General features: G+C 64.1%; 16 protein-coding genes and 2 tRNA genes. 12 read left to right on the forward strand and 6 right to left on the reverse strand.

The genetic code is table 11. The annotated features are described in order from the left end of the window. Positions 1-166: 166 nt before the first annotated feature. On the forward strand, positions 167-1,042 hold the full coding sequence (locus VGD10_RS13385; protein ID WP_414639531.1) for a cell wall hydrolase: 876 nt from the start codon (positions 167-169) through the stop codon (positions 1,040-1,042). Between the two features lie 37 nt (positions 1,043-1,079). Here VGD10_RS13385 and VGD10_RS12185 read toward each other — a convergent pair whose 3' ends face one another. Then, a complete protein-coding gene (locus tag VGD10_RS12185; protein ID WP_331041090.1) occupies positions 1,080-3,143 on the reverse strand; it encodes a transglycosylase domain-containing protein in 2,064 nt (687 codons plus the stop codon). 310 nt (positions 3,144-3,453) lie between these two features. Between VGD10_RS12185 and rplQ the strand changes: the two genes are divergently transcribed. From rplQ to guaA, 3 genes are all read left to right on the forward strand, one after another. Beyond that, a complete protein-coding gene (gene rplQ, locus VGD10_RS12190; protein WP_331041091.1) occupies positions 3,454-3,879 on the forward strand; it encodes a 50S ribosomal protein L17 in 426 nt (141 codons plus the stop codon). 168 nt (positions 3,880-4,047) lie between these two features. Further along, positions 4,048-4,590 carry a hypothetical protein gene (locus VGD10_RS12195; RefSeq protein WP_331041092.1) on the forward strand — a complete coding sequence of 181 codons (543 nt, stop codon included), beginning with the start codon at positions 4,048-4,050 and terminating at the stop codon, positions 4,588-4,590. A gap of 87 nt (positions 4,591-4,677) precedes the next feature. Further along, a complete protein-coding gene (guaA, locus tag VGD10_RS12200; RefSeq protein WP_331041093.1) occupies positions 4,678-6,237 on the forward strand; it encodes a glutamine-hydrolyzing GMP synthase in 1,560 nt (519 codons plus the stop codon). A gap of 455 nt (positions 6,238-6,692) precedes the next feature. Here guaA and VGD10_RS12205 read toward each other — a convergent pair whose 3' ends face one another. From VGD10_RS12205 to VGD10_RS12215, 3 genes are all read right to left on the reverse strand, one after another. Further along, positions 6,693-7,613, reverse strand: a complete 921-nt coding sequence (locus tag VGD10_RS12205; protein WP_331041094.1) for a retroviral-like aspartic protease family protein — start codon at positions 7,611-7,613, stop codon at positions 6,693-6,695. Between the two features lie 468 nt (positions 7,614-8,081). Beyond that, positions 8,082-8,157 (reverse strand) — tRNA-Ala (locus VGD10_RS12210). A gap of 85 nt (positions 8,158-8,242) precedes the next feature. After that, entirely contained in the window at positions 8,243-8,572 is a 330-nt protein-coding gene (locus VGD10_RS12215) for a TIGR02300 family protein (protein ID WP_331041095.1), read from the reverse strand. 128 nt (positions 8,573-8,700) lie between these two features. Between VGD10_RS12215 and aroA the strand changes: the two genes are divergently transcribed. The 3 genes from aroA (at position 8,701) to VGD10_RS12230 (ending at position 12,016) form a co-directional block, all read left to right on the forward strand. Then, a complete protein-coding gene (gene aroA / locus VGD10_RS12220; protein WP_414639532.1) occupies positions 8,701-10,041 on the forward strand; it encodes a 3-phosphoshikimate 1-carboxyvinyltransferase in 1,341 nt (446 codons plus the stop codon). After that, positions 10,038-10,655 carry a (d)CMP kinase gene (gene cmk, locus VGD10_RS12225; protein WP_331041097.1) on the forward strand — a complete coding sequence of 206 codons (618 nt, stop codon included), beginning with the start codon at positions 10,038-10,040 and terminating at the stop codon, positions 10,653-10,655. The genes aroA and cmk overlap by 4 nt, the downstream gene beginning before the upstream one ends. Positions 10,656-10,900: 245 nt before the next feature. Continuing rightward, positions 10,901-12,016 (forward strand): ATP-binding protein, encoded by a 1,116-nt coding sequence (locus tag VGD10_RS12230; protein ID WP_331041098.1) that lies wholly within the window; start codon positions 10,901-10,903, stop codon positions 12,014-12,016. Between the two features lie 63 nt (positions 12,017-12,079). Here VGD10_RS12230 and VGD10_RS12235 read toward each other — a convergent pair whose 3' ends face one another. Beyond that, positions 12,080-12,997 (reverse strand): response regulator transcription factor, encoded by a 918-nt coding sequence (locus VGD10_RS12235; RefSeq protein ID WP_331041099.1) that lies wholly within the window; start codon positions 12,995-12,997, stop codon positions 12,080-12,082. A 111-nt stretch (positions 12,998-13,108) separates the two neighbouring features. On the opposite strand from VGD10_RS12235, the gene rpsA reads away from it, so the two are divergent. From rpsA to VGD10_RS12260, 5 genes are all read left to right on the forward strand, one after another. After that, positions 13,109-14,833, forward strand: coding sequence for a 30S ribosomal protein S1 (gene rpsA / locus VGD10_RS12240; RefSeq protein WP_331041100.1), 1,725 nt, complete (start codon positions 13,109-13,111; stop codon positions 14,831-14,833). 187 nt (positions 14,834-15,020) lie between these two features. Then, positions 15,021-15,299 (forward strand): integration host factor subunit beta, encoded by a 279-nt coding sequence (locus VGD10_RS12245; protein WP_331041101.1) that lies wholly within the window; start codon positions 15,021-15,023, stop codon positions 15,297-15,299. A gap of 44 nt (positions 15,300-15,343) precedes the next feature. Further along, positions 15,344-15,429 (forward strand) — tRNA-Leu (locus VGD10_RS12250). Between the two features lie 44 nt (positions 15,430-15,473). Further along, positions 15,474-16,940 carry an ABC transporter substrate-binding protein gene (locus tag VGD10_RS12255; protein ID WP_331041102.1) on the forward strand — a complete coding sequence of 489 codons (1,467 nt, stop codon included), beginning with the start codon at positions 15,474-15,476 and terminating at the stop codon, positions 16,938-16,940. A 30-nt stretch (positions 16,941-16,970) separates the two neighbouring features. Further along, entirely contained in the window at positions 16,971-17,408 is a 438-nt protein-coding gene (locus VGD10_RS12260) for a DUF4112 domain-containing protein (protein ID WP_331041103.1), read from the forward strand. Here the strand turns inward: VGD10_RS12260 and VGD10_RS12265 are convergent. Next, positions 17,405-19,492 (reverse strand): prolyl oligopeptidase family serine peptidase, encoded by a 2,088-nt coding sequence (locus VGD10_RS12265; RefSeq protein WP_331041153.1) that lies wholly within the window; start codon positions 19,490-19,492, stop codon positions 17,405-17,407. The two genes, VGD10_RS12260 and VGD10_RS12265, sit on opposite strands and share 4 nt — an antisense overlap. Positions 19,493-19,536 lie beyond the last annotated feature (44 nt).

Genomic DNA, 19,536 nt, shown 5'->3' on the forward strand with positions numbered 1-19,536 from the left:
CGAAGAGCCCCAAGGATCTCGACGCGCCACCCTACGCCTGAGCGGCTGCCGACACGCAAATTAACCGTATGATTACCCGCGCTCGCTAGAGGGGAAGCGACCCTCAATATTCGGCGCGACGATCTTGGTCCTTCAAAATAAAGCATTTCTGGTAAGCCTGCCGCTGATGCTGACGGCATCCTGCGTGCTTCCGGCCGCGGGCGCGAACCTACGCACCGCCGAAGTGAAGGCTGAGACGCTGCCTGATGTCATGCCGCCGCCCTCCTCGCTCCAGGCGCTGACGCCGGAGGCGGAGGCGCAATGGGAGCAGGCGGCGGGCAAATTCGACGCGCCCTCCGCCGCCCCTGCCCTTCCTTTCCAGCATCAGGGCGGGCCCGAGGATCAGTCGCGCGCAGCCGATTGCCTTGCTAAGGCGGTCTATTACGAGGCCCGCTCCGAAAGCGAAGAGGGCCAGCGTGCCGTCGCCCAAGTCGTCCTGAACCGCGTCCGCCATCCCGCCTTCCCGGCGAGCGTCTGCGGCGTCGTTTTCCAGGGCTCGACCCGCCGCACCGGCTGCCAGTTCAGCTTCACCTGCGACGGCGCGATGGCGCGGCGGCCGCAGGGCTGGGCGTGGGAACGGGCGCGGCGAATCGCCGACGCGGCGCTGAACGGCGAGGTCTATACGCCGGTCGGCAACGCGACCCATTACCACACCACCGCCATCCTGCCCTATTGGGCGCCGAGCCTGTCGCGCTCGGCCGTGATCGGCGCCCACGTCTTCTACCGCTGGCGCGGTGCTCAAGGCCGCTCCGCCGCCTTCCGCCAAGCTTATTCCGGCGATGAAAACGCGCGCTTCGTCCGCGCCTCGGCCTGGCGCCCTGACGATGTCTCGTCGGCTCAGTCGGACGAGCCATCGGCCGTAAAACGTCTCAGCTTCGACACCGGCACGGTTCGTATTCACCGGGGCACGACCCAGATCGAGAGCAAGCCCGACGCCGGCAAGGTGGCCCCGCCGGAAAGCTTCGGAGTCCGAATTCATCGCGGCGCACCTGCCGAGAGCTGATCTGCTCCAGCGCCGGGTAAGGCGCGCGTCAACCAAATCACTCGCTGTTCGGCTCCTCGTCCGGAGCCCGCGGCGCGGGCGCGGGCGCGGGCGGCGGTGCCGGCTCGTCCGGCGTCTCCCTCTCCGTAGGCGCCGGTTGCTGCCGTCCCGAAGGCACGGGCGGGCTCACTCGCGACAGGCTTGGCTCGGGGATGAGGAGCCCAGTATCGTCCGAAGGCGGCGTATTCTGCGGCGGCGGCACGTATATCTGCCCTGCACCTCCGTCGCCTGCAGCCGGCGGCTTAAATTCCACATCATAGTCTTGCACGTAATAGTCAGTCCGATCGAGGGTATATGCAGGCGTCTGCGCCTGCGGCTGCGGCGGGGTGAACTTGATCGGCGGCGCGCCCTTGGTCGCCTCGACCATATAGGCGCCCCAGATCTGCGCCGGGACGCCGCCGCCGACTGTATCGCCCAGCGACCGGTTGTCGTCATGGCCGATCCAGACGCCGGTCGCGAGATCGCCCGCAAAGCCGATGAAATAGGCATCGCGGCTGTCCTGCGTCGTGCCCGTCTTGCCGAAAGTCCCGGCGGGGATCGCCGCCGCGCGGCCGGTGCCCTCATTGCCCGCGGCAAAGAGTAGCTGCCCAAGCATCTGGCGTTCGTTGTCTTTGAGCGGGCTGGTGCCGGACTGCGCCCGCTCCGGAATACCGGTCGCCTTGATCGGATAGCTGCCGCTCCGCACCGCTGCGAAAGCGGACACCATCTCGATCAGCGGCACGCCCGACGTACCGAGCGCAAGGCTGGGCGTATTCTCGAGCTCCGCCGTCACGCCAAGGTCTCGCGCCGCCTGGATCACCGCCGACCGCCCGACGCTTTCAGACAGTCGCACCGCGCCCACATTGCTCGACACGGCAAAGGCTTCCCGCAAGGTAATCGGCCCGCGATACTTCCCTTCGTAATTCTTCGGCGTCCAGTTGCCGACCCGAAGCGGCTGGTCCTGGATCATGTCCTGCGGCGAATAGCCGGCCCGAAGCGCGGCCAGGTAGACGAACAATTTAAACGTCGAACCCGGCTGCCGCTTCGCCTGCGTCGCACGGTTGAAGGCGCTCTGCCGGTAATTCTTGCCGCCGACCATGGCCACCACGCGCCCGTCCGAGCGCATCGACACCAAAGCCACCTGCGCATCGCCCGTGCCGACGCTCCTGATCGCATTCACCGCCTGCCGCTGAAGCCGGTCCTCGAGCGTCGTCCTGATCTGGCGCTGGCCGTAGCTCGCCTCCCGCGCGTCCAGCTCGTCCAGCACCCAGTCGGCGAAATAGGTTCCCTTGGGCAGGTTCTTCACCGCGCCCTTGTTGATGACCACCTCGGGCGCCTTCGCCGCAGCAGTCGCATCGACAAAGCCCGCCTCGACCATGGCGTTCAGCACCAGATCGCCGCGCTCCCGCGCGCCTTTCAGGTTGGAGGTCGGCGCAAGCCTCGACGGCGCCTTCACCAGCCCCGCCAGCATTGCCGCTTCCTTGACGGTCAGCTCCTCCGGCTTCCGGCTGAAATAATGGTTCGCCGCCGCGCGGAGGCCGTACACATTGTCACCGAAATAGACGCTCGACATGTAGCGCGACAGGATCTCCTCCTTGTCGAGCCACGCTTCGAGCCACAGCGCCAGCACCAGCTCTTGCGCCTTCCGCGCCGCCGTCTGCTCGGACGAAAGGAAGGCGAGCTTCGCCAGCTGCTGCGTGATCGTGCTGCCGCCCTCCGCCACCTCGCCGGACGTTGCGTTGACGAACGCCGCGCGCGCGATGCCCCAGGCATCGATACCAGGATGGTCGTAGAAACGCCGGTCTTCGATCGCGAGGAAGGCAGCCGGAATATGCGCCGGAAGCTCCGCCGCCTTCACCGGCGCCGCCACCACCGCGCCCTTGCGCGCGATCGGCCGCCCCTCCGCCGACAGGAGGGTGATGCTCGGCGACGTGATCGGCTGAAGCGACTTCGAAAGCGGCGCCGTGATCAGCAGGAACGCGGTCATCGCCAGCAGGAACAGCAGGACGCCAAGCACCATCCACTTGGCGATTCTCCAGACCCGCCGCCCCTCGCGCCTGCGCCTTGCCTCGGCCCTCTGCATATAATCTACGGCGGGGGCGGAGGCGCGCGGCGTGGAGGCCGATCTTAGGCGATAAAGCATTGCGCCCGAACCGTTTAGGCAAACGCCTGTTCCGCCCTCCAGACGATTCAATAAGCTATGGGCACCTTGCTTAGACGGCAGGAACCGATGTGCTGCCGACTTCCCGCTTGACTCTGCGGCACGTATCCCGCAGTGGGCGGCGCGACGGCGGGCCACTGGTCCGCCTTTGCTTTTGGGTTTGGGCAGTCCCCCGCTTCGACTGCCTGGCCGGGGTTACCTGAAACGGACCCCGTACGAACGGAGAAGAGACATGCGTCATCGCGTCGGCGGCCGCAAGCTGCAGCGTACCTCAAGCCACCGGGCGGCCCTGTTCCGCAACATGGCGGCCGCGCTCATCAAGCATGAGCAGATCACCACTACCACCGCCAAGGCGAAAGAGCTTCGGCCCTATGTCGAGAAGCTGATCACGCTGGCGAAGAAGGGTGGGCTTTCGAACCGGCGCCTCGCGCATGCGCGGCTTCTGGACGACGCGCAGCTCGTGAAATTGTTCGACACGCTCGCGCCGCGTTATGCGGACCGCAACGGCGGCTATTGCCGGATCATCAAGGCCGGCATCCGCGCTTCGGATGCAGCGCCGATCGCGATCATCGAGCTGGTCGACCGCGACGTTTCCGCCAAGGGGCAGGATTCGGGTCCGGTCATGACCGACGAGGAAGATTTCGACCAGGCCGCCTGAAGGGGCAGGCCTGAAGGCCAGTGAAGGGGCTGCTTCGGCGGCCCCTTTTTCGTTGTGCGGGAAGCTGAACCTCACCCTACGAACGGGTTCAGGACCGGGTCACGCCCGTAACGGTAAACCATTGTCAAAGCTGGCCGAATCGTGGCCGGAATAAACAGGAGGTTTGCCATGAACAAGCTCACCAAGACTTTCCTCGGCGCGGGTACCGCTGCCCTGATGACGGTCACCGCGGCGGCTCCCGCCAACGCTCAGATCTATCGCAACCGCGATCGCGGCGGCATCGATGTTGGCGATATCGTCACTGGCGTCGTGATCGCCGGCGCTGCAGCGGCGGCCATCGGCGCGCTGTCTCGGGCCGCAAACGGCGGCCGCTACGGCGGCGTCTATGAAGGCGGCTACGGCTACCCGCAGGGCAGCTATGGCTATCCGCAGGGAAGCTACGGCGCCTATGGCAGCGGCTACGGTTATGGTCCGCAGGCGGCCGTGAACGTGTGTGGCGCCGAAGCGCAGCGCTATGGCCAGGGCGGACGGGTCACTGTGACCGACGTCGACCGCAAAGGCAGCCGCAGCTACCGCGTCAAAGGCGTGATCGACGCTGGCTACAACAATGGCGGCTATTACAATCGCGGCTACGGTTACAATCAGCGGGCCGAGTTCAAGTGCACCGCCCGCGAGGACGGCCGGATAACAGACTTCGATCTCAACCGCTAAGCTCTAGCCCCGCAAATTCCAGCCTTGCTGGACAGAAAGGCGCGCCGGTCCTAATCGGCGCGCCTATTCTTTTGCCCGTGAGACTCCATGACCGTCCAGCCGACAGACTCCATCCTCATCGTCGATTTCGGGAGCCAGGTGACGCAGCTCATCGCCCGGCGGGTGCGGGAAGCAGGCGTGTATAGCGAGATCGCGCCGTTCAACGCAGCGGACGAAGCGTTCGAGCGGCTGAAGCCGAAGGGAATCATCCTGTCGGGCGGGCCGTCTTCGGTGATGTGGGAAGACAGCCCCCGCGCGCCGCAGCATTTCTTCAATGCGGGTCTGCCGGTGCTCGGCATCTGCTACGGGCAGCAGACGATGGCGCACCAACTTGGCGGCACCGTTGCGCCGTCGGACAGCCGCGAATTCGGCCGCGCCTTCATCGAGATTACCGGCGAGACGCAGCTGTTCGACGGGCTGTGGAGCCCCGGCGAGAAGCACCAGGTGTGGATGAGCCACGGCGACCGGGTCGAGAAGCTGCCCGAAGGCTTCAAGGTCGTCGCCCAGTCCGAAGGCGCGCCTTATGCGGTTGCCGTGAACGAAGAGCGGCGCTTCTTCAGCCTGATGTTCCACCCCGAGGTCGTGCACACGCCGGACGGCGGCAAGCTGCTTTCCAATTTCGTGCGGCACGTCTGCGGCCTTCCCGGCGATTGGACGATGGCCGAGTTCCGCGAGGCCAAGATCGCCGAGATACGCGAGCAGGTCGGCAACGGGCGCGTGATCTGCGGCCTTTCCGGCGGCGTCGACAGTGCGGTCGCGGCGGTCCTGATCCACGAGGCGATCGGGCATCAGCTGACCTGCGTCTTCGTCGACCATGGCTTGATGCGGCAGGGCGAGGCGGAGCAGGTCGTCAGCCTGTTCCGCGGCCACTACAACATTCCGCTCGTTCATGTGGACGCCGAGAAGATGTTCCTCGGCGGCCTTGCGGGCGTCAGCGACCCCGAGGCCAAGCGTAAGTTCATCGGCAAGACCTTCATCGACGTGTTCGAGGAGGAGGCGCGGAAGATCGGCGGCGCCGACTTCCTGGCGCAGGGCACGCTCTATCCGGACGTGATCGAAAGCGTCAGCTTCACCGGCGGCCCGAGCGTCACGATCAAGAGCCACCACAATGTCGGCGGTCTGCCCGAACGCATGAACATGAAGCTGGTCGAGCCGCTTCGCGAACTCTTCAAGGACGAGGTGCGCGAGCTCGGGCGCGAGTTGGGGCTGCCGGAGGCATTTGTGGGCCGGCACCCGTTCCCTGGCCCGGGCCTCGCCATTCGCATCCCGGGCGAGATCACCAAGGAGAAGTGCGACATCCTCCGCAAGGCGGACGCCATCTATCTGGAGGAAATCCGCAATGCGGGCCTGTACGACGCGATCTGGCAGGCCTTTGCCGTGCTGTTGCCGGTGCGGACGGTGGGCGTGATGGGCGACCACCGCACCTACGAATATGTCTGCGCCTTGCGAGCCGTCACCTCGACCGACGGCATGACCGCCGACATCTACCCGTTCGACGCAGCTTTCCTGAGCCGCACCGCCACCCGCATCATCAACGAAGTGCGCGGCATCAACCGGGTGGTCTATGATTATACGTCAAAGCCGCCTGGCACGATCGAGTGGGAGTGAGCGGCTTGCCGCTCTAAATCCGCACCCTGCCTAAATCACTTTTGAAATCAACGCCTTTGTCGTCATAGAGGAGTCATGTCGCCGCGTTAGTAAGCGGCCGGGCCGGAGACTGCCGATTCTTACTATGCAGGGGGAGCCGAGCGCGTGCAGCCCTTTTCTGCGGCTTTGAAAAGGGGACAGCATGACTGCCGTTTATTACTCGCTCGCTTCCGGCAATTTCTCACAGGATTGACCGAACACCGGCCAGATCAACGCCGCCGACGACTGGTCGGGCGTGCCGAGTATCGTCGGCTATTTGGGCGACTATAGGCAAGCAGCCAGACGGGTCGATCCGCTTATCAACTCTCGCCCTAGTCTGACGTTTGGAGGCTCTGATTATGGCAGACGCTCAAGTCGGCACTGCAAAGGCCTCCTTGCATAGGCGTCGGCTTGAACTCGATAGGAAGGCAGCAAGGCTACCTCTTGCACACTTCCTCGCCCCCTTTCGAGTATAGGCGCGTGAAGGCGGAGGTGGGTGAGGTGGCGATCGCTACAGCTCCCGTGCACCGTTTCAACTGAAAGCGCACTTTGCGCGACTTAAAATCGAGAGACACTCGGCGGAACGTCTCCAATATGTCAGTTCCCAACAGCAGGGCTGGTTCGTCAGAAAGACCAAATACGCCGAAAGGCGGCACGTCAGCAAATGCCATCGGCACGTCGCGCAAAGTGATGGGACCGAGTGTGAGCTCGCTAATACGTGCCAATTGCAGTTCCATAGTCACGCCCGTGACTCCAGTCGTCGTGATCGTCCAGAATTTGCCTCGTCCCTTTTGAATGAGCCTGTCTCGAAGAGCGAGATTGCCAATCGTGATTTCGGACCCCGTGTCGATGACAGCGTCGAGCGGCAAACCTGCGGCCCTGACTTCAGTTAGGATCAACTGTCCGCGGTTGCGGCGCGCTACGACCACGATCTCGCCTGGATAACGCTTCACGGGCTGTCGCGCATCTTCGACCTGGATCAGCCGCTTCTCGAAATCCATCATCAAGCGCTGCTCGACGAGTGCGTCGATACCGAGCATCCCTTCGCCGCCAAGGTCTGCTTCCCGCAAGGCGGGGAGTTGCAGGTTTCTCACCGTGCTCGATCCGAGTGCTAATTCATCGACCCTGACGCGGTCCACCAGGTTGCGGGCCGTCATGTTATTAAGGATGGCCGGCGTACCGAGCGGAAGCTGCAAGTCGTTGGCGATGCGCAGGCCTACCACCGATGTATCCGCGCCGCTGTCCACGAGGAAGCGATAGGGGCCCCGGCCATTCACCCGAACATCGACGCTGAGGCGAGTGTTTACCTTCCTCGCCTTCACGTCCTCGCCCTCAATAGCGAGAGAATTGTCGATCACTGCCGGCGGGAGCGGGAGCATTTGCGGAGGCGTCTCCGGAGCAGGCCTCGGCTTGCCGACCCGCGGCGCCTGCGCAGTTGCTCCGACTATGACCGTCGAGGCGAGGAAGGCCAGGCCAAAAGTCAGGATCAGATGTCGCTGGAGCCTAGGCAAGTGGCTCTCCTTGAATGGATGAGAGATGGGTACCTATACACGACATTTCGGGCGAAACAGAGCGCGCTCCATTCACCAAGCCATGTCGCGTCAGAGGGTCGCCGTTGCGCCAGATCTATGGCTCGCGTCGATCAGAAGTACGCCATCTCCCCGACCGGCATACCTGCATGGCGTTGGTGCCGGAATTCCTGCCCAAGGTAATGCCGCCGCTCGGCAGGAATTCCATGCTCGTGTGTAACACCGGTTTGGAGCAATGGGCTATGAAAAGCGTTGGATTTGCGCGCTTTCGCGGAAATCTGCGCCTTTGGAAGAAACTGGTGGAGCCGAGGGGGATCGAACCCCTGACCTCTACAATGCCATTGTAGCGCTCTCCCAGCTGAGCTACGGCCCCGATCCAGTTTTTCGCCTCCCGCTGCTGGGGCGGGCGCGTTTGAGACAGCGCCCTTAAAACAGGCGCCGCCGCTTCACAAGCGGGTTTAGATTTCCTCGTCTTCGTCGCCCGCGCCCGGAACGCCGATATCGTCGTCGCCTCCGAGATCGACCTCGTCGTCCGGATTTTCTTCCGCATCCTCGTCGACATCGATGTCGAGATCGTCGGCTGCGAGATCCGCATCCTCCTTCTCGGGCTCGACGGCTTCCTTCTTGGGCGCGTCATAGGGAAGCGGCTGCTTCGACTTCAGGACAGGTTCGGGCTCCCAGGCCACGCCGCATTCGAGGCAGGTGACGGGATCGTCCTTGCCGAGGTCGTAGAAACGGGTTCCGCACTTGGGGCAGGTGCGCTTGGTGCCCCATTCAGCTTTCACCATGGGTGAGAGAGCCTCCGGTTTGAAAAAGAAAAATAGCGGCCGCGCGCGTGGCTTGGCCGTGATCGGGGCGCGCCTTGCCATAGCGGGGGGCCGCTGTCAAAAGCCAAGCGCGCTTACCCGATATGAGGATGCTCGAAGCCGGTATGAAGCCCTTCCCGGCCCAGCCGATGTCGTTTTCCGCCTCCGGCCCACTGAAAGGGGCAGCGGAGGTGCCCGGCGATAAATCGATCTCCCACCGCGCGCTGATGCTTGCCGCAGTGGCCTGCGGGCGGAGCCGGATCGCCGGCCTTTCCGAGGCAGAGGACGTCGCCTCGACCGCCGCGGCGCTGCGTGCGATGGGCGTGAAGATCGAGCGCGCGGACGACGGCGCGTGGGAAGTGCACGGCGTCGGCACCGGCGCGCTGCTTCAGCCGCGCTCCGCGCTCGATATGGGCAATAGCGGTACGTCTGCCCGGCTGCTGATGGGCCTCATCGCCTCGCATCCGGTCACGGCCACCTTCACCGGCGATGCCTCCTTGAGCCGCAGGCCGATGGACCGCGTGATCGCGCCGCTCCAGCGGCTGGGTGCGGAGGCGACGGCCGCGCCCGGCGGGCGGCTGCCGCTCACCCTGCGCGGCGTGTGTCCCGCCCTCCCCCTCACCCACCGGCTCACGGTGGCGTCAGCGCAGGTGAAATCGGCGCTGCTGCTCGCCGGCCTCAACACGCCTGGCATTACAACTGTCATCGAGGAAGTGCCGACCCGCGACCATACGGAGCGGATGCTGCAGCTGTTCGGCGCCGAGGTGCAGGTGGCGGACCGGAACGGCACCCGCGAGATCAGCGTCCGCGGCGAGGCCGATCTCCGCCCGCAGGCGCTTCACATCCCTGCCGACCCGTCCGCCGCCGCGTTCCTCGCCGTCGCCGCCCTCATCGTCCCGGGCTCCGCGATCCGCATTGAAGGCGTGGGCGTGAACCCGATGCGCATGGGCTTTTACGACACCCTCCGTGAAATGGGCGCCGACCTTCATTTCTCCGCTCAGCGAATGGTGAGCGGGGAGCCCGTCGCCGATCTCGAAGTCCGCCACGCCCCTCTTAGTGCAGTGAGCATCGACCGCGCCCGCGCGCCGGCCATGATTGACGAATTCCCGATCTTCTTCATCGCCGCCGCCTTTGCCGAAGGGGAAAGCCGCGCCACCGGCCTCTCCGAGCTGCGAGTCAAGGAATCCGATCGCATCGCCGCCATGGCCGCCGGCCTTCAGGCGATCGGTGCCGAGGTGGCGGAAAGCGACGACGGCCTCATAATCCGCGGCAGCGGCGGCGCTCCCCTCGCCGGCGGCGCGACGATCGCCTCGCGGCTCGACCACCGCATTTCGATGAGCTTCGCCGTGGCTGGCCTTCGCTGCGCAGCGCCGGTAACGGTCGACGACATGAACCCGGTTTCCACCAGCTTCCCCGGCTTCGCAGCCGCGCTTCAGGGCCTTGCCGCGTGATCATCGCCGTCGACGGCCCCGCCGCTTCCGGCAAGGGCACCATCGCCCGCGCGCTCGCTGCGCATTACGGCCTGCCGCATCTCGACACCGGCCTTCTCTACCGCGCAGTGGGTTTGAACCTCCTCCAGACGGGCGGCGACCCCGAAAGCGAGTTCGCCGCGCTCCGCGCCTGCGACATCAGCCAGATCGACTTCGCCGACCCCGAACTGAAGAGCGAGACCGTCGGCGGCCTCGCTTCCCGCATCTCGGCTTACCCCACCGTACGAAACGCCCTGCTCGAACGTCAGCGCACCTTCGCCAGCCAACCCGGCGGCGCAGTCCTCGACGGTCGCGACATAGGCACCGTCATCGCGCCTCAGGCGGAAGCAAAGCTCTTCGTCACCGCCTCCCCAGAGGTCCGCGCCCAGCGCCGCCTCGCCGAGCTCACCCGCCTCGGCCTCAACGTCCACTACGAGGACGTGCTCGCCGACATCCACGCCCGCGACGCTCGCGACCGGAACCGCGAGGCAGCGCCCCTCCGGCCGGCCGAGGACGCCTTTCTTCTCGACACCAGCGAAATGTCCGCCGACGAAGCCATCGCCGCCGCCCTCGCCGCCGTAGAAAGCCCGCTATAGCAGACTGATCCGGTGACCCTCGCTACCGAAAGCTGTCGCATGCTCGATGCACCTCGGTGATCAAGGAACCGTCGGCGCTTGCTGCGCGCGTAAGTATATGCTCTCTAAAGGGTTACCGGGGGGTAGGTCGTATGGCCGCGAGGACGAAGAGCCGCAGCGAATGCGCTGATGGAGTGGGCAGGCCGGCGGATGCCGCCGCGCCGAAGACGGCCGAGCCGTTCGACCGCTACCGCCTTCTGGTTCGGATGTTCGACCAAGCGCCCGGCTTCATCGCAATCGCGTCGGGCCCGGAGCACAGGATCGAGTTCTGCAATCAGGCTTATCATGCGCATGTCGGTCACCGGAAGGTGATCGGCTTGCCGGTCAGAGAGGTCCTTCCTGAGCTGGAAAGTCAGGGCATTCTAGATATCCTCGACCGCGTCTACACGTCGGGCATCGCCTATACGACTCGTGAAGCCATGGTCACTCTGTTTCAGCCAGATGGAACGATCGAGAACCTTTGCATGACTCTCTCCTACACTCCGATCAAGGAAGAGGACGGCACCGTTTTCGGTATCCTCTATGAAGGCATTGATACAACCGAGGAGAAGCGCGCCAAGGAAGAGGTAAGGCGGCTTCACGGGGAACTCATTCATATGTCACGCCTGTCGGCGATGGGGACGATGGCCTCTACCCTAGCTCACGAACTCAACCAGCCGCTCACCGCCGCGCTCAACTTCTGCCGAGCCGCCGGTCGGCTCGTTGCGACCGCTCCCGAACAGGCGGCGGGAGCGATACACCAGGCGGGAAACTGTATCGAACGTGCCGGGGGCATCATCAGAAGCCTGAGGGAAACGACAAAAAGGCGGCCGCCGTGCCGTTCGGCTGCATCGTTGGCCGAAATAGTTCGAGAAGCTGCAACGATCGGCCTGAGCGGCCACGAAGATCTGCAGCTCAGCGTCAACGTACCTGAAGAGTTGCAGGTCGACGTCGACCGGATCCAGCTTGAGCAGGTTTTCATCAACTTAATGCGCAACGCTGCAGAAGCAATGTATGACAGCGCCTACAAAAGCCTGACCATCGAGGCTGCCGCTTGCCCCGGCGAGGTGGTCGTCTCAGTCACCGATCGGGGTCCGGGCCTGCCTCCCGATCTTGTCGCGAAGCTTTTCGAGATGACGGATTCAACCAAGGCGACCGGGATGGGCGTGGGTCTGTCGATATGCCGGACCATCGTGGACGCTCATGGCGGCCGGATCTGGGCCGAGAACAACCCTATGGGAGGCGCGACCTTCTTCTTCTCAATTCCAGAGCTGGACGGGTTTGACGCAACGAACGATGATTTTCGGGCCGGTATCGGCCGCGTGTCGAGGTCAGCCGTTTAGGCGAGAGGTGCGGCTGTCGGTCCTCTCTGAACTAGTGGGCGAGCAGTCCGTGCTTCCTTTCACCTAGCTTAGCCGTCCACCCCGACCTGTTTCGAGCCCGGCATCCCCCGCCAATCTAATGAGATCGGCTAATGTCTTTGCCTGAAGGCAGGCCATCAGATCCGCGCGATGCATCTCGACGGTGCGCAGGGCCACATTGAGTTCGATGGCAGTTACCTTATTGGATTTGCCCTCGATGAGGCGGCTTAGGACCTGCTTCTGACGCTCGGTAAGGACGTTGATCTTCCGCCGCGCCTCCGATCTGCGGCAGGAACGAAGAACGCGGTTGTCCAGCAATGCCGCGGCTTGATCCAGGCTACTCAACAGAGCTTCCATTTCACAAGGCTTCTCAAGAAAATCTACCGCGCCAAGTCTCATCGTTTCGACCGCGAGCGCGACGTCACCATGGCCGGTCATCATCACGACGGGCCATTCTATTTCACGCTGTCGCATTTCGTGAAGAATATCGACGCCGTTCAACGACGGCATTCGGATATCGAGGATGACACAGCCAGGATCGAGATCTTCGATCTCTGCAAGGAAGTCCGTACCGCTGGCAAAGGGTCGAACAGGATTCTTTCTGGCCGAAAGCATGAAGCTCAGCGAGGCGCGAACCTCACGGTCGTCGTCGACAACATATATCGGCGCAGCTCGCGTACCTGCCTCCGCACAATTGTTGTGCCACCTGGACATAAAATGTTCTAACTTTGATATTAATGCAAGTTGGATATGAGTCAGAGCGAGGTTGTTGAGGACCATCCCTCCAGTAGCATTCGACCATTCCCGCCTCTCAACTACTGCTTGCCGCCACAACCGCATTGAACTATAGGGCCCACCGTCCTGCGGGCGCGGCCCGCGGAGCTTGCGGCAATAGGCATAGCGCGTAGGGCATGCCCCTGACGCGCCTTTTTGCTTAAAGAACGCCCAGACTTCGCTGCTCATTGCACGCATGGACGCTGCTCACGGCATGGGGTCGGGGCGGCAACATTACTCTGGCCCGGCCCGCGCATGGCTTATTCGCGGTGCGGACCGGTTGTGAAAGACAGATATTCTATGGCTACTTCGGCAATGCCGACCCGCGACGATTTCGCGGCACTCCTCAACGAAAGCCTCGGCGGCGAAAATGAAGGCTTCGAAGGCCGCGTCGTCAAGGGCACCGTCACCGCGATCGAAAACGACCTCGCTGTCATCGACGTGGGCCTCAAGTCCGAAGGCCGCGTGCCGCTCCGCGAATTCGCAGCGCCGGGCCAGAAGGCCGAACTCAATGTCGGCGACGAAGTCGAAGTGTTCGTCGACCGCGTCGAAAATCATAATGGCGAAGCGATGCTGTCGCGCGACCGCGCGCGCCGCGAAGCCGCTTGGGACAAGCTCGAAACCGAATATTCGGCCGGCAACCGCGTCGACGGCGTCATCTTCGGCCGCGTGAAGGGCGGCTTCACCGTCGACCTCGGCGGAGCCGTGGCCTTCTTGCCCGGTAGCCAAGTGGACATCCGCCCGGTCCGCGACGTCGGCCCGCTGATGGACCAGGCGATGCCGTTCCAGATCCTGAAGATGGATCGCCGCCGCGGCAATATCGTCGTCTCGCGCCGCGCCATCCTCGAGGAAACCCGCGCCGAACAGCGTTCGGGCCTCATTCAGAGCCTCGCCGAAGGTCAGGTGATCGAGGGCGTGGTGAAGAACATCACCGATTACGGCGCCTTCGTGGACCTCGGCGGCATCGACGGCCTGCTCCACGTCACCGACCTCTCCTACAAGCGGATCAATCATCCGTCGGAGATGATCAATATCGGCGACACCGTCCGCGTGCAGATCATCCGCATCAACAAGGACACGCAGCGCATCAGCCTCGGCATGAAGCAGCTCGAATCCGATCCGTGGGAAGGCGCGCAGGCCAAGTATCCGATCAACGGCGTGTTCCGCGGCCGCGTTACCAACATCACCGAATATGGCGCCTTCGTGGAGCTGGAGGCGGGGATCGAGGGTCTCGTCCACGTCTCCGAGATGAGCTGGACCAAGAAGAACGTGCATCCGGGCAAGATCGTCTCGACTTCGCAGGAAGTCGATGTCTCGATTCTCGAGGTGGACGAGGAGAAGCGCCGGATTTCGCTTGGCCTCAAGCAGGCGCAGGCCAATCCGTGGGCCGAGTTCGCCGAAAAGCACCCGGTCGGCACCGAGGTCGAGGGGGAAGTGAAGAACGCGACCGAATTCGGCCTGTTCATCGGCCTCGAAGGGGACGTCGACGGCATGGTCCATATGTCTGACATCGCCTGGGGCGTGTCGGGCGAGGAAGCGCTGGCCCTGCATCACAAGGGCGAGACCGTGAAGGCGGTCGTGCTCGACGTCGATGTCGAAAAGGAGCGTATCAGCCTCGGCATGAAGCAGCTTGAGCGCGGCGGCGTTGCCGCTGGCGGCGGCGCTTCGGCTGGCGGCGCCGGCGGTGCCGGCGGCGTCAAGAAGAACGACATCGTCACCGTGACCGTGCTCAACGTTCAGGACGGCGGGCTCGACGTGCAGGTGGGCGACGATGGGCCGACCGGCTTCATCAAGCGCACCGACCTCGGCCGCGATCGCGACGAACAGCGCCCCGAGCGCTTCCAGGTCGGCCAGAAGTTCGACGCGATGGTGTCGGGCTTCGACCGTTCCAAGAAGCCGAACTTCTCGATCAAGGCGATGCAGATCGCCGAAGAGAAGCAGGCCGTCGCCCAGTACGGTTCGTCCGATTCGGGTGCCAGCCTCGGCGACATTCTGGGTGAGGCTTTGAAGCAGAAGAACAGCTAAGCTGTTGAGAATAGAGGCGGGTGCCGCAGCGGCATCCGCCTCTTTCCAACATGCATCAACCAGTTTTCTGTTGGAACACCTTGCCTTAGCGCCAATATGGTGCGATTAATTTAAATTAGCGGGCCGCAGTGGGGAGCGGCTTTTCCTGGTCAGGCTTGACCGACTTTTAGCCAAGGGTGGGGTTACTTTGATCAGATCAGAACTCGTCCAGAAGCTTTGCGAGGACCACCCGGATCTTACTGCGCGTGAGATCGAGCGCGTGGTCAGCTCTTTCTTCGACTCCGTCACCGGCCAGCTTCAGAAAGCCGGCCGCGTCGAGCTGCGCGGCTTCGGCGCCTTTTCCACCCGCGAGCGCGACAGCCGCAAGGGCCGCAACCCCCGCACGGGCGAGTCCGTCGACGTGGAAGCGAAGCGCGTCCCTTATTTCAAGCCCGGCAAGGAAATGCGCGAGCGCCTCAACGTCTGAGGACGGTTGACGCGCGCCGCTTAGGCGGCCACCCCGCTTCACGTGCGGACGTGGCGGAATGGTAGACGCTGGAGACTTAAAATCTTCTGCCCGCAAGGGCGTGCGGGTTCGAGTCCCGCCGTCCGCACCAGCGCCTGATTGGCGCTCTCTCTGCCGCTGCGTTATCGCTTTCAAATGACGATTCGAGGCGGGTGGCTGACGGCGGCACTGGCAGGCGCGCTGCTGCTTTGCGGATGCGAGGAGCAGCGCTCCGGCCCCGTCGCCGTCAGCGCGATCGGTGCCGAGCCGCGCCTTCACAATCCCAACCTCGTGCCGCTCGACGCGGCTTCGAAGCTGCTTATCCAGTCGACGGCACAGGGGCTTCTCAAGTTCGATGCCGCGGGCCAACTCGAACCGGCTCTGGCGCAAAGCTGGATCGTGTCGAACGACGGCCTCCGCTACACCTTCCGGATCCGCCGCACGACCTGGCCCGACGGCAGCAGGGTGACTGCCGATCAGGTGGTGGGGCGGCTGCGCGCCGCGGCAAGCGCCGCCAGCCGCAATCCTCTGAAGCCGCTCCTCGGCGCCATCGACGAGATCATGCCGATGACCGAAGAGGTGCTTGAAATCAGCCTTAAGAGTCCGCGTCCTAATTTCCTTCAGCTTCTGGCCCAGCCGGAACTGGCGATCATCCGGAACGGCAGCGGCACCGGCCCCTTTCATGCCGCCAGGGAGGGAGGTGTGATCGCCCTCCACCTCCCGACTGAAGAAGAGGCCGAGGAAGATACGCCTGCCGAAGAGGACCTGCAGGCGCCGTCGGTGCATCTTCGCGGCGAACGCGCTGCGCTCGCCATTGCCCGTTTCATGGACGGCAAAGCCGACCTCGTAACCGGCGGCACCGTCGGAGACCTGCCGATCGCGCGTGTGGCGGAACCAGGCGACAGACTGCAGTTCGATCCCGTCGCGGGGCTCTTCGGCCTCAGCTTCGGCAAGAATAGCGGCATCCTCGGCGACATAGAAGTGCGGCGCGCGCTCGCCATGGCGATCGACCGCCCCGCCTTGGTGGCGGCTCTCGGCGTCCCCGATCTCCAGCCGCGCGAGACTCTGCTTCCCGCTGGCATAGACGAGCTTCCTCAGCCTGCCATTGCGGCATGGACGCAGGTGCCGCTGCCGACGCGCCGGTCGCAGGCCGCGGCCGCCATTGCCGAAGCTGCGGAAGGCACGCCGGTGACCCTCCGCGTCGCGATCCCCGAAGGTCCTGGTTACCAGCTCACTTTCGCTCATCTCCGCCGCGACTGGCGCGCCATTGGCGTCGATGCGCAGGCGGTGCGGCCGACGGACCGCTCGGCCGATCTCCGCCTCATCGACAGCGTCGCGCCGGTGGAGCTAGCCAGCTGGTACCTTCGGCAGTTCACCTGCGAGGCCAGCGCGATCTGCGATCCGGCCGCGGACGAGATCATGGCCGCAGCCCGCATCGCCCCGACTGCCGCCAACCGTCAGGCGCTGCTCGCCAATGCGGACCGCATTCTGACTGATAAAATAGCCTTCATTCCGCTGGCGGCGCCGGTGCGCTGGTCGCTGGTGGCGCCGCGTCTCACCGGCTTTCGCACAAACATGTTCGGCCGGCACAGCTTGGAAGGGCTCATTGCGGAAGAGCGTTGAGCTTCCTAGCTTCCATTCAAGGAGGGGCCGATGCCGACGCCGCAAGAACAGTTCGAACGCCTTGCCAACCAGCTTCCAGTGGGCCGCGACCCCGCCTCGGTGCGGAAACGGCTGGAGGCCGTAGAGGGAGTGCTTGAGCGGATGTTCGTCCTCCCCGGCATCAATCGCCCCATAGGGTTGGACAGCATCGTTGGCCTCGTGCCGGTGCTCGGCGACGTCGTTACCGCCTCGATGGGTGCATGGCTCGTCTGGGAGGCACGAAACCTCGGCATGTCGAAATTCCAGCTGATGCGTATGGCCGGCAATGTCGGCGTCGACACCGCATTAGGGGCGATACCCCTCGTCGGCGACCTGTTCGACTTCGCCTTCCGCTCCAACACGCGGAACCTCCGTATCGTGAAGCGGTACCTCGACAAAAATCATCCGGAGACGATGGTCGTCGAGGGCGAGGTGGTCAGCCGGAGCTAGCGCCTCTCCACCAGTTCCCGGTTGAGGTAAGCGAGCAGCAAGGCCGCGCGTTTCGCATCTTCGGCATTATCGGCGCCGACCGAATGGCCCCCCTCCAGATATTCGTGGAAGTAGAAGCGGTTGCCATATTCCTCCAGCCGCGCTGCCGCCTTCCGCGCATGCCCCGGGTGGACGCGGTCGTCCTTGGTGGAGCTGTAGAAGAGCACCGCCGGATATTTCACGCCCTTCCTGAGGTTCTGGTAGGGCGAATATTTGGACATGAACGCCCAGTCCTCGGGCTTATCCGGATCGCCATATTCGTCGATCCACGAGGCGCCGGCGAGAAGCTTCGAATAGCGCTTCATGTCGAACAGGGGCGATCCGATGATCGCGGCATTGTAGAGGTCCGGCCGCTGGTTCACCGCCGCGCCGGTCAGCACGCCGCCGTTCGAACGGCCCGAAATGCCGATCCGGCCCTTTTGCGACACGCCTGTGCGGATCAGATCCTCGGCGACCGCGTGGAGATCGTCGAAGCTCTTCTGCCGGTTCTCGCGAAGCACGGATTCATGCCATGCCGGGCCATATTCGCCGCCGCCGCGAATATTGGCGAGAACGTAGGCATTGCCCTGCTCTGCCCAGAAGAGCCCGAGCGGACCGGCGCGGTAAGGCTGCCCCGTCAGATAACCTGGCGTCTGTGCATTACGAAATCCGCCATAAGCATGGATGAGCGCCGGCATCGGCCCGTCCACGCCTTTCTTCCGCACAAGGAAGTACGGGATGCGCGTCCCGTCCTTCGACGTGGCAAAGCGCTGCTCGACCTGGAAGGCATTCGCATCGAACTTGGCCGGCAGGCTTTGAACGAGCGCCGGTGCGGCATTCGGTCTCACCGCATAGAGCGACGGCGGCGTCAGCATGCCCTCGACAGTCGCAAGGGCCATGTCGCGCTTGCCCGACGTTCCCAGCAGCTTGATCGTGCTGTTAGAAGCCAGCGGCATGGCTTGGGAGGTCCAGTCGCCGCCGTCCTGCGGCGACAGGGCGAAGAGCTTGCCGGACACGTCGTCCAGCGCCTTCACCCAAAGGATGCTGTCGGATGCGGCGACCTCCTCGATCGCCTGCGCCCTGCTCGGCGCCATTACCAGGCGCGGAGGCACGTCGCGGCCGGCGGCCAGATCGTTCAGCCCATAGGAGATGAGCGCACCGGCGGGAAAGCTGCCGAGCGGCGCATTCAGCTTCGCGATAAGACGCCCGGCGATCACGTCCTGATATTCCGCCGTGTCGGGCAGCGGCGTCTTCACCAGTGTTCCGGCAGGCGTGAGGATGGACAGATCGCTCGTCCAGAAAGTCTTGGCGCGCCTAATGAAGGTCCAGCGCGTGTCGCCGTCGAGCGCCGCGAACGGCGCCGCCCAGGTATCGCCCTTCTCGCCGGTGAAGACCGTCTTCGCCTGTGTGAGCGGCGTGCCGCGCTTCCACAGCTTGACGATCCTCGGGTAACCGGAGGCGGTAAGGCTGTCGGCGCCGAAATCGGTGCCGACCAGCAGATTATCCTGGTCAAACCAGGCGATATTGCTCTTGGCCTCGGGAACAGTGAAGCCGCCTTCGACGAACCTGCCGGTCTGAAGATCGAACTCGCGCACTACGTCGGCATCGGTGCCGCCGGGGCTCAATGAGACGAGGCAGCGGCGATAGTCGGGCGCAAGGCAGTCGGCGCCGTGCCAGACCCAGCTCTTGCCCTCCTGCTTGCCCAGCGCGTCGACGTCGATCAGCGTCCGCCATTGCGGCTTGCCGGCGGCATAGGCCTCGATCGGCGAAATCCGCCAGATGCCGCGCGGGTTCTTGGCGTCGCGCCACAGGTTGGTGACATAGTCGCCCATCACCGCTTCCGGCGCCGCGATCTGCTGCTCGTCATCGAGAATGGAAAGGGCCCGGACGCGATATTCCTCATAGCGCGGATAGGCGGTGAGGAGGTCCTCCGTTTCCTTGTTCCACTCCTTCACCCGATTCAGGGCCCGCTCACCCTCCACCTCTTCAAGCCACAGATAGGGATCGTCGGAAGCTGGGGCGGCAGCGATGAGCAGCAGAGCAGCGGCAGGAAGAATGTGGCGCAGCAAGGCGATCTCTCCGAATTTTCTGGTCTGGCACTATGACTTAA

The organism is Allosphingosinicella sp. (genome assembly GCF_036402135.1).
In the GTDB taxonomy this organism is placed as follows: Bacteria; Pseudomonadota; Alphaproteobacteria; order Sphingomonadales; family Sphingomonadaceae; genus Allosphingosinicella.

Excerpts from the sequence above, each read along its gene's own strand:
- VGD10_RS12215 (WP_331041095.1), bottom strand. The coding sequence starts at position 8,572 with ATGGTGAAAGCTGAATGGGGCACCAAGCGCACCTGCCCCAAGTGCGGA.
- VGD10_RS12260 (WP_331041103.1), top strand. The coding sequence starts at position 16,971 with ATGCCGACGCCGCAAGAACAGTTCGAACGCCTTGCCAACCAGCTTCCA.
- VGD10_RS12235 (WP_331041099.1), bottom strand. The coding sequence starts at position 12,997 with ATGAGCAGCGAAGTCTGGGCGTTCTTTAAGCAAAAAGGCGCGTCAGGG.
- VGD10_RS13385 (WP_414639531.1), top strand. The coding sequence starts at position 167 with ATGCTGACGGCATCCTGCGTGCTTCCGGCCGCGGGCGCGAACCTACGC.
- aroA (WP_414639532.1), top strand. The coding sequence starts at position 8,701 with ATGCTCGAAGCCGGTATGAAGCCCTTCCCGGCCCAGCCGATGTCGTTT.
- rplQ (WP_331041091.1), top strand. The coding sequence starts at position 3,454 with ATGCGTCATCGCGTCGGCGGCCGCAAGCTGCAGCGTACCTCAAGCCAC.
- VGD10_RS12230 (WP_331041098.1), top strand. The coding sequence starts at position 10,901 with ATGTTCGACCAAGCGCCCGGCTTCATCGCAATCGCGTCGGGCCCGGAG.
- VGD10_RS12185 (WP_331041090.1), bottom strand. The coding sequence starts at position 3,143 with ATGCAGAGGGCCGAGGCAAGGCGCAGGCGCGAGGGGCGGCGGGTCTGG.
- VGD10_RS12255 (WP_331041102.1), top strand. The coding sequence starts at position 15,474 with ATGACGATTCGAGGCGGGTGGCTGACGGCGGCACTGGCAGGCGCGCTG.
- rpsA (WP_331041100.1), top strand. The coding sequence starts at position 13,109 with ATGGCTACTTCGGCAATGCCGACCCGCGACGATTTCGCGGCACTCCTC.
- guaA (WP_331041093.1), top strand. The coding sequence starts at position 4,678 with ATGACCGTCCAGCCGACAGACTCCATCCTCATCGTCGATTTCGGGAGC.
- VGD10_RS12195 (WP_331041092.1), top strand. The coding sequence starts at position 4,048 with ATGAACAAGCTCACCAAGACTTTCCTCGGCGCGGGTACCGCTGCCCTG.